Below are 17,117 nucleotides of genomic sequence, written 5' to 3'. Positions count from 1 at the left end.
TACCGGACGAGAAGGGTGTTACGGCAGTCGGTTTCATCAACCGCGCGAAGGCGTTCTTCGCCGCCCACGGCATCGCCCGGTTCACCCGTGTGGTCACCGACAACGGGGCCTGCTACCGCTCGGCGGTGTTCGCCCGCACCCTCGCCGGCATGCGGCACCAGTTCATCCGCCCCTACACCCCTCGTCACAACGGCAAGGTCGAGCGCTACAACCGCATCTTGGCCGAGGAGTTCCTCTACGCCCGCGAATGGACCTCCGAGCAACACCGATCCGAGGCCCTCGCGGTCTGGAACATCCACTACAACTACCATCGACCTCACACTGCCGCCGGGAACCGGCCACCAGCGACCCGCCTCCACGCCGGCGTCACCAACGTCATGAGCTCATACAACTAGCCGCCGAGGATGCTCGTGAAACGCTGGTCGTCACCCTGGACACGTTCGAGGGAGCGCTGCCCCTCGGCCTTGACTGCCTGGATGTTCTCGTCGGTGCCCTGACGCAGGGCCGCGGCCTGGCTCTGCGCGTCGATTGCCGCATTGATGGAACTGCCGGACGAAACGGCCTGCAGCTCCTGGTAGAGGTTCTGGATCTGCTCGGCGCCGCCCATGAACTGCTGGCGGCGGCCCTCAATCTGAGCGAGAGCGTCGGCGATCTGAGCGGGGCTGTAATGAATGCTCATGGAAATCCCTTTCTGGTGTGCTGGTCAGAGGACTTGGGCTGGTCAGCCGACGCCGTTGATACGGGCAGCGTCCTCGGCCTGCCCGGCCTCGACTACGTTTGCGTAGTCACTCAGGCCGGCAGCACGCTCACGCGCGACGTTCGCCAGCTTCTCCGCCTGCTGGTGCAGCTCCGCCTGCTTCGCAGCAAGTGCCGTTCCAGCCGTGCCCTGCATACCAGAGGTTGACAGATCTGCGGTGATATTCACGAGCGCCTTCGACGCCTCGGTCATATCGTCGATCGCCGCCCCCAGCCCCGCAGAGATGCGCCGAGCTTCAGGCGCAGTGAGCTTCACATCAGTCATGGTTCTTTGCCCCTTGTTCGATCGATGGTGTGGGTGGCGTGCGTCGAGCCGATTTCCACCCCTGATTGGTCATCGTAGTTGAGCCGGTACAGAGATCGCTTCCCCACTTCGCTCACCGTCGTTGTTCGACATCTCCGGTGCCGCAACGAATTCCTGATGCGCCGCGGTAATCGTTTCGCGGTCATGTTGTTCGAGCGACTTCTGCAGCCGCGAGCCACGACCCATCGGCGGCGCCATCGGTGCAGCGGGCCGTGCGGTAGATGGCGTGTTTTGAACGCCGCCGAAGGCTAGCCCCGATTGCGCGCCTCCTGCAACAGAACTCGGCGCGCTGAATGAAGTCAGTGGCGGAGTCAACAGACCACTGAGGCCACCAGAAAGACCATCACTCGCGCCACCGGCGCCGCCAGTGCGGGCACCCGACGACGCACCTCGACCTCCGAATGCCGCGCCGGAGCCGGCACCGGACCCGAGCATCCGCGCCAGCGAGGACGAATTACTCAAAGACGGCCCCGCGTACTGATTTAGCATTCCTGTCGGAACCGAACGGCCTGACCCTATCGGGTTGCCCGCTCGCTGACCGAACTGCTGCAGTTGCGTCTGCATTGACACGCCCGGTGCCGCGTCGACCACAAGCAGTGGTGGCGGTGACACCGGCGTCGGCGTCGTGGCGGCATTGACCGCTGCATCGTAGATCGTCATCACCGACGAGTTGTGCGTCCAGAAAGCGGCGTACTCGATTTCGAGGCGCACCATTTCCGTGTTTGGCGCACCGAGCGCCCCGATCAGCTGGGCGGTCCGCGCCGCCACTCGGTTGGCGATGATGATCGGCAACGGCACCATCGCCGTCCGGCCGGCGGCATAGGCCTGCACGACCGCGGCACTGCGCTGAACGTTGAGCATGGCATTGGCGCTCATCTCGCTCAGCCACGCGACGTATGGCGCCGACGCCGCACCCATCCGTGCCGACGCCATGCCTTCCCACTGTCCGGTGATCGATCCGACCTGCACACCCAAGGCCGCGATAGCTTCGTTCGCCATCGCGGCCATCGCACCCCATTCGAGGGTCGCTGCGATCCACGGGCCCGGGCCCACTCCGGCGTCATACCGTCCGGCGTTGATCTCCGGTGGATACAGACCCCACGGCTCGACACCCACTACATGGCTCCTACGACGGGATCGCTGCCAGAGCCGATGCGTTCAGCTCATCAGTGGCTGCGGTGGTCACCGCAGCAGCACGCACGACTTCGGACAACGCCTGCTGCTGCGCGAGGCCGAGTCGCAGCATAGTGGAGAACTGCTGGACATTGGTCAGTTGCCGCACGGTAGCTGTCGCCGACGCAGAGTCGTGCGTGGGCGGCAAGATCGCCGATGCCACCATGTTGACCGCTTCGTGTGTTCCGTTGATCTGCCCCTGAATTGCGCTTACCGCCGCCGCACCAGCTTCGACACCGGCGACCGATGTCATACCTACAGCTGTCATGTTTGCTCCCCTCCTGATATTTGTGCCCGTAAGTCAGATATATCAATCCGCCTGGATGCTACCGATTAGTGGCCGACCAGATCACCTCCACTTGGATGTGCCCTTGCGCTGCATATTCGCGACCGCCGAGATCAGATGGCCACTCTTCTGTTGCGGAGTCCCTGCCTCGTCACTGCCCGATGGGTTCTGCCCCGTCCTGGGTGTCGTTTCGCTCTTCACCCGGCCAGCGACGCCACGAACGGCAACTCTGCGCGGGGGGCTTCCCAGTCGAACCTTGCACGCGAGGTCCGCGAGATAACCGTCATCACGCCGGAATCGTCGGCAGTGATCCGGTGGGTCACCGCCTTAGGAGCGCCTTGCGGCGCCCATACCAGAACCGCTGTCGAGGCAGGAATCTGTGACGGCGGCTGCCCCTCGTAGATGGCGACATCGACCGGCCCCGTCGGAGAGAGCCGCAACCCCAGCACGCTCCCAGCCAGGTCCGACCACTGCGGCGTGTCGGTGTAGACACCCACCCTCGCACCGGTGGTGGTGATCCGCGCCGCCAATTGATGGACGAACGACTCAGGAGTCTCGAGCCAGAGCACGTCGCCGCCGGTCTCCACGTTGAGGAACACGCGGCCCGACTCGTCACTCGCCGGGCCGAGATACACCCCGAGACCGAATGCCGGGAGCGCGACAGGGAAGTCCGCTCCTTCCCTCACCGTCAACGACGGGGACGGAGATGCCACAGTCTGCGCGAGCGGCAGCAGCGCTGTCGCATGGTCACCGTGAGCACCGTCGTTCGAGCGCAGCCGTAGCGACCGCGCGGGAATCTTCGCCGCCTGATCGTAGGAGTAGGCAACGGTCATACCCACCGCGGTCTGCTGGTGCCGGTCGGCACCTATCTCGACGACATACGCGATGCGATCGGCCGGGACACCGAGCCACCGTTCGACCGCCAGTTCACTCCACTCGGTCGGTTCCGCGGTCACCGTTGGCACCTGCCCACCGAGGTGGGTCCACCGCTCATCCTTGAAACCGTCATTCATCGGCGCGAGCAACATGTCGTGAAAAGAGCGAATCTCGCTAGGCTTCATAAGTTTCGCCGCGAACCCATCGATATTCAACTGCCGCTCGAGGCGCGCAGAAACAATGCGAGCGGCACTGCCGACACCGGTAGGTACGCTGCCGTTCGTAGCTCTGGCGAGCACGCTCTGATACGACTTCGCGAGATTGACCCGAACCTCGATCACCGTGCGCAAGGTATCCGGGATCGCGGTCTCACCGACTACCGACGCATAAGCCTGCCCATAGGCGCTGTCGCCGTAGGCGCGATAGCCACTGGATATCACGCGGATCGCTTCGAGGTTCACATCGCCTTGGACAAGGTGGTCACGGACCAGGTTCATCGGCAGCGCACGCGACTCGACGCCGGTCTCGTTCACACCGACCACGGACACCTGAAACGGCAACGGCCGCACCGCCACAAACATCGACACGCTCTGCCCGTCCCACACCGTCCCGCACCGCATCGTCGAGTACAACACCGACATCAACCGGGACGGGCGGGCGAACCGGCGTCGACGGCGGAACCTGTCCACGGCAGTCCATCCACCGGGAGCGAAGAGTATCGCGACCACCACGAGCGCAGCCACCGCCGCGATAATCGGGCGGGCGAGGTTGTCTCCAGGCAGTGCCCCGATCACCAACACGGCGCCGGTCACTGTCACGACCGCACCCGTGGCGGTCCACTCGGTCAGTTTGATCATGTCCGGTCCTCTCGGAGCATTCGTTGTGCGACGGCGACGACGAGGCCGAGCACGCACATTCCGGCGATCGTGATGATCACGATGTTGCGGGTCAGTGTCTCCGGGTCGGATAGTGCAGCGCTCACATCCGCGCGTGACGGTGGGGCGATGGCAGTTGGGATGTCGGCGGTGGTCGAGGTCAGTGCGGCGACAGGGTCGACGACTCCGGCGCCGATCAGGTTACGGTCGCCGGCGCCCGGGGTGTGGGCGGTGTTGCGAATCCGGTCCATCACCTGACGGGCGGGCAGGTCGGGGTGCTTCTCACGGATCAGCGCGGCCAGACCCGCGACATAGGCGGAGGCGAAGCTGGTTCCGGTGACGGCACGGGGGCCGTCCTTGCCGACGGTCGCGTTGGTCAGGCCTCCCGTGTCGCCCTTGGTGGGGTCGAGGGAGACGACGTCGACGGCCGGGGCGGCGACCGACACCCACGGTCCGGACATGGTGCCGGTGTAGGCCTCGCCGGTCAGGGTGGTTCCCCCGACGCTCAGGGCCAGCGGCGCGTAGAACGAGGGCATCGACACGTGGGTGACACCGTCCCAGTTGCGGGGGTCGCTACCGTTGGCGGGGTCGTATCCGGGGTTCGACGTGCACGACTCGGTTCCGGCGTTGCCTGCCGCGGTGACGACCACGACGTTCTGGACGTCGACGGCGTACCGCAGCGCTGCCGCGACGTCGGAAGTGTCGACGAACTGGTCCGTCGGGTAGCAGGCGGTGATCGACAGGTTGATGACGTCGACGTTGGAGTTCGCGGCACGCACGATGCTTTGTGCCAGCGTCGCCAGTGTCGACGATCCACCCGGTGGCGCGTCGGGCCCCTTGTCGGCAGGCTCATACGCCGAGGACGTCTGCCGGATCGACAGCACCGATGCGTCCGGGGCGACACCGACGAAGCCGTCGGTGGCAGCCGGGGTGGCCGCGATGATGCCCGCGACGAGTGTGCCGTGGTGGTCGCAGTCCTCGAGGCCGGTGGTGGTGGCGATGTAATCCCCTCCACCGCTCAGTCGGGGAAGCCGAATATTCGGTGAGACACCGGAATCGATGACTGCGACGGTGATCCCTTTCCCGGTGGCATACCGGTGCAACTCGTCGACATCGAAGGCTACGTTCGCTGGGGCCGAGCGCATGAAGTCCGACCCGTCCAGTGTCGCCGACGTCTGACAGGTTGTGCGCTGCACCATTGGCACCGGCGGCGCCGGGCTCGGATCGTCGGGGGTGGTGAGAGGGATCCCCTGAATGTCTGGAGGTTCGACTGCCGCAGCGGGTGCTGCCGATGCCAATAGCACCCCGACGACGCCCGCCACGGCCGCGGTCCGACGGATCATCGCCCGCGAACCTTGTTGTAGCCGTCGAGGATCACCACGATCAGCACGATCGGTGCCGCGAACGACATCGATTCGATGATTTCGAGGAGCTTGAGCATGATCGGTGAGTTGACGACCTTCTCACGAATGGAGACGTAGCAGGCCGCGACGGTACCGAACGCGAGGACGCCGAGACCGACCATCGCGTGGGAGTATTCCGTTCCTGTCAGGGCTAGTGTCAGCACGAACAGCGTGTATGTGGCAGCGGCAGCGACGATCCAGGACCGTGAGATCACCGCATCCTCGAATGATTTGCCGCGAAACAGTGCCGCGATGGTGATGACGACGTAGAACACCATTACTGCCGACTGGTGGTGATCCATGTTCGCCCCAGCGATCACAGCGGACATCACGATCGTCGCGAGCGCGCCCCACGTCAGTCCGACGATGCACTGGTAAGCGTTCCGGACTTGCTGTTCCTGGTTGATGATCGCGGTGATTGCGGCGCTGCTCGAACCGGACTCGACCGTGGTGATGTCGTCGACGTTCTCGTGAATGAAAGTCTCACCCATCGTCGGCACGAACGGCATCGGGATACCGGCCAGTACAAGCGACAGACGCGACGCGAACAGTAGGAACAGCAATGCTGCCGCACCCAGGATCACCGCGAACACCAGCGGATCACGTTCGGTCACCAGCGTCAGCAGGCAAGTTACCAACACCAACGCGCCGAAAGCGGCTGCGGCGTAATGCAGCCGAGCCGGGATGCCGATCGACGTCAGACCGATCACCCCGACCGTCATCGTCACCAGCGCGGCGACCACCACGCTGAACAAGTCGACCGTGCCGGGAATGACAAGCAAACCGGCGCCGGCTGCGCACACGTACCCGACCAGGATCACCGCCCCGGCCAGGGTCCGTGTCGACGGATCGTTGACCTTGCGGATCCCGAGCCCCGCCCCGACGATCAGACCTGCCGCCGCTATGGCGAGCGCACCACAGGCCGAGGCCTGACCAACCGGATCGAGAATGTCGGTCCAGGCGCCGTACGCGAATGCGGCCACCGACACCAACGCCACCAACGGAGCGACGAACGACGCCAGTGCCCGCGCGGACGCGCTGGTCCACGAGGCCATGTCCCGCTGCGCGAACGCGATCGACTCGGCGACGTCGTCGATCAGAGGCGGGTAGGACTCCCGCTGGTCGCTCTTGGTCAACACCAGGACTTGGCCGTCGACGATGCCGAGGTCCTTGAGGGACTTCCCTGCGGGCAGATGCGCTCCCAGCGTGGTCGTCATCTGCCAGATAGCGTCCCGGTCACCGATCCACTGCACGACATCTTCGTCCTCGTCGGTCAATGCCCCCTTCATGTACGGCACGACCTGAGTGAGTACCGAGGCCACCGATTGATCCCTGGACAGGTTGATGTCAACGGTGTGGCCGGGCACCTGCACTGTGATGCGCGTGTGGGTGTCCCTGATGGTGTTGGTGAACATGTTGCGGCCCTTCGGTTACGTGGTCGCCGCGGGTGCTGCCACGGAGTTCGCGGCCACTTTCGTCGGGCGTCCCCGCCGTTTGCCGACCTTGTGGCCGCACTTCTCGAGCAACGCGTCGGTCACGTACCCCTCGTCACGAACCTGCTGGATCTTTTCGGCGTAACGCTGCTCGGCTTCCATTTCTGCTTTGGCGGCCTGCTCGCGTTGAGATTTAGTTTCATTGACGGCACCGCGCTCCTCGTCGAGCATTTTCAGGTGCTCCGCCATAATTCGGCCGATTTCGTCGAACTTGAGACTGTCGCTCATTGATTTGCCCTTTCTCTCATCGAAACACTACCAATTTCTGCCGAGTCTTCTTAATCCACTTTTCTCGCATCGAATGTGTCGATCAGAGCCGCCAAAGTGAGCACGAAGACCGTCTTCGCAGACGTCGATAACTGAGAAATGTCGATCTCTTTCGACATAGCCAAGTGCCGGTCGTACGGGATCTCCACGACGTCCCGCTTGTCACGGTGTTTCAGGCCACGCGCGAACTCTTCTGTGTCTACAAGCGTCCTGACCGGACTCGTGTTGTTCAGCATGGTGATGCGATGACGGTTGAGGTGGCCGACACCTCGTTGCTGCAGATCTGACTGTGTCTCGTACAGGGCCTGGACGCTGTCCTGGGCGGTGGGTGACACCATGACCAGCCCGTCCAGACTGTCGAGCGCAGCCTGGCACAGCGCCGTGTCACTAAGCGCGGACATGTCGACCAGCACGATCGAGCTCACTTGACGCACGGCCTCGACAACCATGTGGTACTCGTCCCCGGTGACGGTATTCGCCTTGTGCGTCCGGCTTCCCGGGACGAAGGCGAATCCGCCGCCGCCGTCCCACACCCGGCGGGTGACGTCGACGCCTCCGCTCCTCAGGGCCTCCGCCAGCGTTGACATCGTCGACTTATTGCTAGTCGATTCGTGGACCACACTGGACGCTCGCGACAGCAATGTTCCGTGCAGGTCGGTATCGAGCGCAATGACATTGTCGCCGCGGATCTCCGCCAGCAGTCGGGCGAACAGCACCGTGGCCGATGTCTTGCCGCAGCTCCCGCGGTAGGAGGTCACTCCGATGACGATGGGACCGCCCAGGTCACGGCGGATCACGGCGTGGGCGAAATCCATGAGGTCACAGAATCGCTCGCCCCCACCCTTACGCAGGGGAATGCCCAGCTTGACCAACCAGGCTCGCCACCCCTGCGTCGCCAGGTCCGAGCGGGCAAGCGTGGTGTCGGTATGGGGCGCGTCCTGAATTGACGCCTCGGCGTCAGCGACCACCGTGGTGTCGGTCGCGGTCGATGCAGCGCTCACAGCCTGGTCGAGTAACTGCGGGTTCTTGGCGAGCAGCTCTCGGAGTTGCTCGACCGACACCCCGTCGAGGATCTGGCTCAGCTGGTCGTCCGTCTTGGGGGTGGGGTTGCTGATCTGAGGTGTCGAGATCTCCGCGACATCGTCGATATCGATGTCGGCGGGGGTGGCGTCGGCAGGTGCCGCGGAGGCCACCGGCGAGATGTTGCGGGGACGCACCGCCGTGAACGACGGCCGTGGTGTAGTGGCGGCAGCAGGAGTCGCGGGAGTGGGAGCCGGTGCTGTGGTCGCCGAATCGACGGCGACGTCCAGCAGGTTCGTCACCGCGGATGTCGGCGCCTCCTGGGCCGTCGATGTCTGCGCTGCCGGAGGTGGCGCGACAGGAGGTGCCTGAGGTGGCGCGACAGGCGCGGCCGCGGGCGTGTCCTCACTCCGATTTCCACCAAGTAGAGAAGCCCGAATCCTCTCCAGTTCCTGCTCGTCATCAGACGTGTCAAAAATAGCCATTATTCCTCCGGTGCAGCTTTCCCCATTCGTGTCGAAGAATAACACGCACGAGTGATCTTAGATCGCGTCACCGAATCCGTCGCGACCACGATATCTGACGTCATTTTTTCCGTCTTCGGAAGACGAATAGAAGGTGATATTCGGCTTCTTTTCTGATAATTCATCAGGTACGGGTCCGATGTTCATTCCGAGACTTTTCGCGAGCGTCTTGTATTCGTTCCACTCGACGAGTCTCCGAGTCACTGACAGGAACTCTCCGAACCCACCGGTCACGCCGCTCGTCGTCGGGCTCACATCCCCATCCGCTACCGACTCGTCGTAGACCTTCGCTATCCGGCGGAACGCCGTGGACTCGGCCGCTTGTGCGGTCGATGCCGCCACCGGCTCCTCGTCGATCACGTCAGGATCGACAGTGATCTGCTCGACAGCGCCGATGTAACTCTCGATCATCTGTCGACGGGCGGCGACCGGATTCTCCGCAGCGTCGACTTTTTCGTCAGCTGTGGTGACGGCATCGGCCTGGCCGGGCGAGGTCTCCTCGTCGTCACGGTGATGCCGGCTCCCGCCGTCAGCGGTGAGTGCGGTCATTACACCGGCACCTACCGTGGCGGCGGTCGCCGCACTTTCTGCCTTGCCGGGCGAGGTAGCTGGGTCCACGAGCCCACCTGCGACACCACTTCCCGCGCTCATCGCGTTGCCGGCATCCGCCTCTGCGACGAGGGCGGCAGCAGCAGCTGCGGCAAACTCTCTTGCCGAGGAACCAGATTCGTCAGCAGTCACTGGGTAACCCGTTGTCTCGGCGTCAGCTGAACTGCGATCCTTGTCTGCTGCCAGAGCGACGGTGACGGTGGGCTGGGTCGAAACCAGTTCAACGGTCCGGACGGCCTCGTCCATCCCCGGATCCTCCACGGCAGAGTTGTCCACCTTCACGCCTTTCTGTGCACTGCCCTGGGAGCCCATCGTCTCGCGAGTGCCGTCGATGATCTCGGCCGACATCGCCAGCTCTGCCGCGGATGCCTTCTGCGCGTCGTTGAACGGCTGCGCCAGCCACTTGCCCATGCCGCCGTTGACACGGAAATCGTTCCACCCGGTGGTTCCGTCAAGTATCTCGACGCGCGTTCCGTCCTTCTCACGCTTCCACTTCCGGCCAATGTGGCTGTTCGCCACCCGGCCAGCGATGAAGAACAGCACCGACGACATCAGCATCGTCACGAATGCCGGGAGTTTCGCCAGGGCCAGCCCGTTCAGGAGGGCAGCGGGTACAGCTGCCGCGACAGTAACGGTGACCAGGAGCCAGAACAGGCTTTTGCCTGCGTCGAGGAACCGGTCCTTGATCGAGTCGAGTTTTTTCCGTTCACTGCCGGGGTTGGCGATCAGCAGTGCCGCTTGCCACGGGACGATCGCGATATTGACGATCATGCGGTAGAGCATCCAGGTAAACCGCATGAGGATGACCCACGAGAAGCACACGAATCCCGCGATCATGACGACCGACATAATCGCCAGGACGAGTGTCACCGGACTTGCTGTGGTCGCCGCTTCCTCGTCGCTGGTCAAGCACGCCAGCTTCGCGAGGTTCCCTCCGGCCGCGGTCGTTCTCGACCAGGACTCGTTGCAGGCGGGCGCCAGAACGTTCTGGTAGTTGATCAGCTGCAGCATCGGGACGAGTACACCGTCGACCTGCGGGCTTGCGCCTACCGAGTTCGGAGCCAGCGATGCGACTAACCAGTTGATGAAGCTGAAAATCTTCGTCAGCAGCGCGAATGGGTTCGCCATCGCCACGATGATGATGAACATCAAAATGCCAGTGTTCGCCAGCTGGTTACCGACCTTTTTGGCGAACGATTCGTCGGCGAACGTTGCGTAGTTCAGCTCGTACCCGGTGATGCGACCGGTCTTTTCGTCGCTCAAGACTTTGTCGCCGACGAAGATCCGCGCCATCAGGATCATGAACGCGACTGTGCCGACTATCAGTGGATTGACGTACTGGTAGACGGTGTCAAGCAGTACTTGATACACCGAGCGGGCGATGTCGAGGAACAGGCCTTGGTTGATGACCAGGTCCAGCATCCAGATCGCGTAGGTCAACGCCATCTGGACAAACAACACGATCAGCTCGGTTCCCCACCGCCAGATCGCCGACGACATACCACCGGCAAATTGGACCGTGAAGGAATTGACCTGGGTGCCGTACTGGTCCACCAAGTCGACGAAATCGACCAGCGGATTAGACATGGCCGTTGTTCCCGGCGTAGCTCGACAGATCTTCGAACCGGATCATCGTGCTCGCCGTCGTGTCCGCATACCTGTGCCGGCGCTCGCTCATCTGCGGCAGAACCTTCACTCGCACGATCGACCCCGCTCCGTCACTGAGCCAGCCCTCACCTTCACGGCCACGCAGCGCCCGGTTCTGGTTCTTCTTGTCAGGCGGCGAGGTATCCGAGGTCAGCTTCTCGATCATGACCTCGGTGGGAGGGATTCCTATCCAGCCGAGAGCGGAGATCGCATTCTCTCGATTGGTCTGCCGGAAAACGATCTTCGTCTTGATCAGATCGTAGTTGCCGTCCTGGAGATCCTTCGCAAGCTGCGTACCCGCGACAACGAAGTTCCGGGCTTTACGGCCGACACGGTCCGGGGTTTTCACCAGATCCTCGAGCACGTTCGTGCCCGACAGGAACGACACCTCGTCTGCAATGAACCCGCTGGGGTCGCGCGTGAGGGAGAACACGTGTGCGGTGTATGCGGCGATCGCGGTGAACAGCACCCGCCCGAATTGCTTCGACGGCTCGGTGTCGTCTCTGAGTTCACCTTTGTGCACCGTCATTCCGTGTGTCTTGAACACAACGGTCCGTTTGCTCGGCTCGAACGCGGGCAGGCCCCAGACCCGACCGTCGTCCCCGACCGGATCGAAAATGGTGTGGGTGTATTCCTGGTCTGCCCAGAACTCGAGGCCGCGGCGCAAATTCGCAGCTGCTTCGGTTCCGCTATTTCGTAGGTGCTCAATCAGGGCGCGGCTCGACAGGATCCGGTATGCCTCACGTTGGTGCGGTTTGAGTAAGGTCACCAGCAGTTCAGCTTCCGCACTCTTCGGCTTCAATTCCAGCAGCGGCAACATGAGGTCGACGAACAATTTCCCGGCCTTCTCCGGGGGAAGCACCTTGAGTGGGTCGAGCGAATGTTCAGGGTTCATGACGTCGATGACGCCGAACTCGCCGAGCTGCTGCGCGTAGACAACCCATTCGGCGTGCTCGCTCTGGTCGATGATCCAAGCCGGGAGATGTAGATCGGACATCTGCCCGACCAACTTCTTCTGGAGATAACTCTTGCCCGAGCCTTGGTCACCTGTCATCGCGATCGAACCGCTACCACCTTCGGTGGCGCCGAAGTAGTCGTGCAGGATCAACTGACCGAGCGCGTTCTCCATATTCACCGCGATCGGCATTCCGTACTCATCCCCGGCGTGAGTCTTGCGGACTGGAAGGCACGCGGAGAAGGCGTGCACTGTGGTGGTGCCCTTCAGTTCCTGGCCCATCGTTGTGCACGACGACCCGGGCATCATCATCTTGAGTAGCTCGAATTGGCCGCCGACGGGAATTGTCGGCTCGAAGCCGTTGTCTTCGAAGAGTTGGCGGAGGGAACGGACCTGCTTGACCAAGGTGGTCCGGTGTGGGTGCGCAAACGCGAAAATGGCTGCAACCTCCATGCCTCGCGCCCCGGTTTCTTGCGAAACCTGCTGTTGCAGGAGCCTGCGTTCACGGCCACGGTCACCGTACGCGCGGGCATCGAATTCGTCGACAGAATTCGCACGGTGCTCCGATTCCAGAGTTCTCAAGAATCGGCGAGTCTCGTCAACAGAAATAGCCTCCTGACTGAACGAGAAACGGAGCGCAAAATCCGCGTCAACCCCGACGTTTTGATCGACCAGGTATGTGAAGGTGTTGAGCATCTTCTTGGGAGTGGTAGGCCAGGATCCGATTGCCATGAGCGTTTGAAAACTCGCAGGGCCGTCCGGGAGGCTCTCCGTTCGTTCCTCCGGGCTGTAGACCGCGATCTGCTGCCCGTACCGAATCGATGAGAAATTCTCACTGAACCGCGGTAGGCGACGCTTCTTCGATCCCTTGACCGCACCGGACTTCACCCCCTCAAGGAATTCGTCGAGGACCGGCCTCGTGTCGGCGACTTTATCGATGATGACGTTGGAAAATCCTTTGGATGAAAATGCGCGACCATCATCCTTCGACGGCGACGACGGGACATCGATACCCCGCAGGCGCATGCGTTCGTGGACCCAACGCAGCATGTCGGGTGTCGTCCGCTTCGGTTCGAACGACTCCGGTAGCAGGTTGAAGATCTCCTTCTCTCGCTCCGCGACCCAGTTGCGGTCGACTGTGGCGAACGGGTCCGAACCGCTGATCTTCGCGACAGTGCTCGCGGTTCCGCTGGCCGACGTCGGGATTTCCACGCTCAGCACGTACAGGCGCTGGAACTCCTCGATCTCGCCCCGGCACATCTTTTCGTAGAAGGTGTCGATCTCCGCTAACAGATCGGGATGACGGCCCTCGTCCAGATTCGGAATGCCCTTGAGGACTCTTTCGATCATCTGTTCCGGCGCGGTCTTGGCTTTAATCCCCAGCAGCAGCATGTCGCCGCTCGCGGCCATGCTCAGGTTTTTGAACAAGGCCTTGTTTCGTGCCTGCCCGTTGGCGATGGAGCTGGCGAGGTATGGGCTGACGTTGATCCCGTCGAGTTGATAGTTCGCCCAGATTCGACCGGAGTCGGTGTAAATGAGGTTGCCTTGCGCCTCTTGCACCGGGATCAGATAGTCCCCCATGTCGTCCCCTTCTATTTTCCCTGGTCAGAAGTTTCGGTACACGGACGTTGACTCCGTGAACAGTTCCTGGTCGTCATTGACGTCGCCTGGGACGTCGGGTGTCGAGAAGTTTTCGTAGCGGCGTCTCCGCATCGAGTCGACGAGCAGCCGAAATTGCGTTCCTTCGGCGAGTCGACCCATACCGACGAGCCTCGAGATCATCACGAATGCGCCGAGGAAAATGACAACGCCGCTCACACCGATCAGTGCTGCTGCTGCGCCTCCACCGAAGAATGCGGCGAGCGCCGAGAGCGTCACCACGGAGGCGAGGATCAGAAAGAGGGCCGTCATCGACGGGATTCCGAACTCGACACCCGCGACACGCCATGTCACGCCTACCTTGCGTACGCGGTTGTAGACGCGGAAACTCCGCACGTCAGGTCACCCGACCAAATCGGTGACGATATTGACGACGAATCCAATCACGAGTGCGCCGATGGTGATGAACGCGATCGCGACGCCTGCGCTGATCGCAATGTTGCTCTGCTTCTTGGTGTGCGCCTCTGGATTGACATCCGCGCCGTCCTTGCCGTCGCTCAAAAAAGCCTTGAACGCCCGCCATGCCGCTACCACGAGGACGGCACCCGCCAGGATGCCTGCGAGCCACGGCAGTATCGCCGAGGGGTCGAAGCTTGATCCGTTACCGGTATCGCGGATTCCTTGCGCCACGATGTCGAACGCATTTCCCTCGCCAAGGATGTTCACATTATTCCCCTTTCGATTCGATCCCCGCCCACGCCTGCGCGCACTCGGCGCTCAAAATGTAAATCACCGCCGGCGGGCCATTTCCTCGGAAAGGCTAGCACCGACGGTCGCCGTTTTTCGCTGCCAGTTCCGAGTCGATGATCTGCCAGTAGTGCGCACCTTTAATCACGGGAATGTCAGCCAGATTCTCGGGAGGTCACGTCCCTGATAATGACCAGAACTGGTCAGCGGTTGTTTGGACCTCATTAGGGCACGGACGCCTAAACTGCTGCTCACAAAGGCGCTTCGGAGGAACCTTCTGCGGCCTACATGCCTCCACAATTTGCAGTCACAGGTGCGCCACAACATGACCCAGAGGTACGCCATAAGCGCCGCCATACCGGACCCCACGATCACGAGAGAGCCAACAACTTGCATGCACTTGACCTGCACCTTTTGGCTTGCGACGCGCCCTAAGTACAGGTTCCTGCCCAGACCTCCCAGCCCAGAGCATCGCCACGCACATCGCCATGACTCTCGCCATGCACCTCGCCATGCCAATCGCTACCTATAGCCCAAATCTTGAGCCATGATTTGCACCAGACAACCAGCCAAATGCACCGTCCGCACTCGCCATGCCAACTATCCGAGATCCACGTCAGATTCGCTCGCACAGCCGCCATCAACGTGCGCGGAAGTAGTAGACCCCTGGGGCCCACATCTGTCGGTCAAAAGCTATTGGATATTCGCCACAGAAGAGCACTGTGATGGCAAAAGTGCAGACTATGATGTGGTCCATGCGCCTCTACATCTCGTCCCCACAGGGCACGTCGATGAATCTCGCCCGAAATTTGGAACGGGTAGCGCGGCTCTATCATCGGGGTGTTCTCGACGATGCATCGACGGTGTGGATCAATTCGGATGTGCGGGCGCCAGTTTTCTGGACGCTGTCATCTCGCCCGACGTGCATCTTGTGGGTGTCGGCTCCGTCATCGGGCACTGTGCGGTTGACAAAGGACCGGATCCGGTGGGCTGCGACGTATAACGCGACTACGAGATCGCCTGATGTCGACGTGCAACTCGATTCGATTCCCGTCGACTCAATGAAACATGTGACGGTCGTCGTCGATCACGGACATCCAACGGAGCCGGTTCAGGTGATCGACGGCACGGACTCGGTGAAGGTGACTGACGGCTTCCATCAAGGCGCGGACGCCGCGGTCCTCGACTTGAACAATTTTGTGCCATGCACTCGCAACGCAACTCCTGCATCAGCCACCTACGCGACATCCCTGGCGTTCGTACACGGGATGAATCTGCTGACCAAAGGGATGAGTAGGAGCCAGGCCGCTGATTTCGAGGAAAACATCGAACGCCACGGCATCGACCTCGCGCCCGAAATGCTCGCAAAGCTGGTCGAGGCGGTCACGACGTTCGATGTGACCGCCGGCCTTCTCGTCGAAGAAATGACGTCGCGTTCTGGTCAGTTGCCGGGCACAAGCTGATCGGCAATAGAAACGACGGTATCGACGGAGTCGATCTGCCACGTGCCGTTGTCGGTCCTGTGAACGGTCATCGGGACATCCATCGTGTTGAACGTGGTCAAGGAAAATCCTGCGCGCACCGTCGCAAGAATTCGCACGGGCTCGCCGACCTCATGCTGATCAGCATTCACCGCACCCTTCGTTCGAATCGCGAGCACATCAGCGGACGTGTACGGAGATCCAGGGACGGGGCCTCCGCTGAACGACGACGACACATATCGTCTGAGCTCCCCTTCCCCAGCCGTGAAGTACGCAGCCACGAACGCGGACACCGCGGTCCCGAGGTTCGAGGTCATCGACACACTCGAATCGAAGTCCGTGACAACGTCGACACTCGGCCGCGAATGCTCGACTAGACGGGGCATCGTCAGTGCACGCATCGCCTCGTCCTGTTCGATCACAGTCACGAGGTAGTAGAGACGCTGTGAAATTCCACTGTTCGGCGGAACGACGGTCACGCCCAGCTTGACCCACCACTCGGTTTCAGCGCCAGTATCCGAACGGTCCAGATCGGCCACACTGACATCGGAGATCTCTACCGGCTCCGTCGACCACTTCGACGGAAGGACGGAAGTGTCACTGACCATTTGTTTGACCGTGGGCGCATCACGCTCAGTGCCAGTCAACCAAACAGTCAGGAAATTCGTCGAGAAAAACTGCACTCGCTGCATTGTCGAGAACTCACGAGCCGCGTCGGGTATCTGCGGAGTCGACTTGAAAAACACAACGAAAACCATTCCAACGACCACAGCAGCAGTTACGTATGAGAGGTAGGTCGTACGCTTGATAGTTCGCATCAAAGCGGCATCGGTAAACATTACCGAAGGTGCATTTTTGATCCGCATCAGACCGAGCGGAAGGGCGACCTTAATGCGTTCGATAATCGACATGAAGCAATGATACTTTTTATCGGCGATCACGGTGGGGAAGGAACAGTCCATGAGCAGGCCATTGAGAGAGTGTTTTGAAAGTGTTCGATTCGGGCGCGGCGGACCGGCCGGTGGCGGCATGATTGGGGCCGTGGTTGCTCGCAGGAAACGTCGCAAGCCGACGCCGTATCCGTCCGATCTGACCGATGCCC

At 61.8% G+C, this 17,117-nt stretch carries 16 protein-coding genes; 2 read left to right on the top strand and 14 right to left on the bottom strand.

What is annotated here, in order from left to right:
- On the top strand, nt 1–395 hold a 395-nt coding region (locus tag WAW17_RS07195), incomplete at its 5' end, for an integrase core domain-containing protein (protein WP_422332308.1).
- Here the strand turns inward: WAW17_RS07195 and WAW17_RS07190 are convergent.
- From WAW17_RS07190 to WAW17_RS07130, 13 genes are all read right to left on the bottom strand, one after another.
- Complete coding sequence (locus WAW17_RS07190) at nt 392–679, bottom strand: hypothetical protein (RefSeq protein WP_422332307.1); 288 nt, start codon at nt 677–679, stop codon at nt 392–394. The two genes, WAW17_RS07195 and WAW17_RS07190, sit on opposite strands and share 4 nt — an antisense overlap.
- Nucleotides 680–721: 42 nt before the next feature.
- Nucleotides 722–1,021, bottom strand: a complete 300-nt coding sequence (locus WAW17_RS07185; RefSeq protein ID WP_422332306.1) for a hypothetical protein — start codon at nt 1,019–1,021, stop codon at nt 722–724.
- 69 nt (nt 1,022–1,090) lie between these two features.
- Entirely contained in the window at nt 1,091–2,176 is a 1,086-nt protein-coding gene (locus WAW17_RS07180) for a PPE family protein (RefSeq protein ID WP_422332305.1), read from the bottom strand.
- 10 nt (nt 2,177–2,186) lie between these two features.
- The gene (locus tag WAW17_RS07175) at nt 2,187–2,501 is read right to left on the bottom strand and encodes a hypothetical protein (RefSeq protein ID WP_422332304.1); all 315 of its coding nucleotides are present in this window, start codon (nt 2,499–2,501) and stop codon (nt 2,187–2,189) included.
- Between the two features lie 215 nt (nt 2,502–2,716).
- Entirely contained in the window at nt 2,717–4,252 is a 1,536-nt protein-coding gene (locus WAW17_RS07170) for a hypothetical protein (RefSeq protein WP_422332303.1), read from the bottom strand.
- A complete protein-coding gene (mycP, locus tag WAW17_RS07165) occupies nt 4,249–5,613 on the bottom strand; it encodes a type VII secretion-associated serine protease mycosin (RefSeq protein WP_422332302.1) in 1,365 nt (454 codons plus the stop codon). The genes WAW17_RS07170 and mycP overlap by 4 nt, the downstream gene beginning before the upstream one ends.
- Nucleotides 5,610–7,088: a type VII secretion integral membrane protein EccD gene (gene eccD, locus WAW17_RS07160; RefSeq protein ID WP_422332301.1), complete on the bottom strand. Its 1,479-nt coding sequence runs from the start codon at nt 7,086–7,088 to the stop codon at nt 5,610–5,612. The genes mycP and eccD overlap by 4 nt, the downstream gene beginning before the upstream one ends.
- Nucleotides 7,089–7,103: 15 nt before the next feature.
- Nucleotides 7,104–7,394 carry a hypothetical protein gene (locus WAW17_RS07155; RefSeq protein ID WP_422332300.1) on the bottom strand — a complete coding sequence of 97 codons (291 nt, stop codon included), beginning with the start codon at nt 7,392–7,394 and terminating at the stop codon, nt 7,104–7,106.
- Between the two features lie 50 nt (nt 7,395–7,444).
- Entirely contained in the window at nt 7,445–8,755 is a 1,311-nt protein-coding gene (locus WAW17_RS07150; RefSeq protein WP_422332299.1) for a MinD/ParA family ATP-binding protein, read from the bottom strand.
- Nucleotides 8,756–8,995: 240 nt separating this feature from the next.
- Nucleotides 8,996–11,173, bottom strand: a complete 2,178-nt coding sequence (locus tag WAW17_RS07145) for a hypothetical protein (protein ID WP_422332298.1) — start codon at nt 11,171–11,173, stop codon at nt 8,996–8,998.
- Complete coding sequence (locus WAW17_RS07140) at nt 11,166–13,769, bottom strand: ATP-binding protein (RefSeq protein ID WP_422332297.1); 2,604 nt, start codon at nt 13,767–13,769, stop codon at nt 11,166–11,168. The genes WAW17_RS07145 and WAW17_RS07140 overlap by 8 nt, the downstream gene beginning before the upstream one ends.
- 24 nt (nt 13,770–13,793) lie before the next feature.
- Entirely contained in the window at nt 13,794–14,183 is a 390-nt protein-coding gene (locus WAW17_RS07135; RefSeq protein WP_422332296.1) for a hypothetical protein, read from the bottom strand.
- Between the two features lie 6 nt (nt 14,184–14,189).
- Nucleotides 14,190–14,513: a hypothetical protein gene (locus tag WAW17_RS07130; protein ID WP_422332295.1), complete on the bottom strand. Its 324-nt coding sequence runs from the start codon at nt 14,511–14,513 to the stop codon at nt 14,190–14,192.
- 746 nt (nt 14,514–15,259) lie between these two features.
- Here WAW17_RS07130 and WAW17_RS07125 point away from each other — a divergent pair.
- The gene (locus WAW17_RS07125) at nt 15,260–15,997 is read left to right on the top strand and encodes a hypothetical protein (protein WP_422332294.1); all 738 of its coding nucleotides are present in this window, start codon (nt 15,260–15,262) and stop codon (nt 15,995–15,997) included.
- On the opposite strand, the gene WAW17_RS07120 is transcribed toward WAW17_RS07125, so the two are convergent.
- Nucleotides 15,976–17,117 (bottom strand): hypothetical protein (locus WAW17_RS07120; protein ID WP_422332293.1); only part of this gene is annotated, 1,142 nt, incomplete at its 5' end. The genes WAW17_RS07125 and WAW17_RS07120 overlap by 22 nt on opposite strands.

Origin of the sequence: Rhodococcus sp. (in: high G+C Gram-positive bacteria) (assembly GCF_049286785.1) — a bacterium.
Lineage (GTDB): Bacteria > Actinomycetota > Actinomycetes > Mycobacteriales > Mycobacteriaceae > Rhodococcus_F.
Note: the sequence above shows the minus strand (reverse complement) of the source record. Positions and strands in the feature narration are given on the sequence as shown.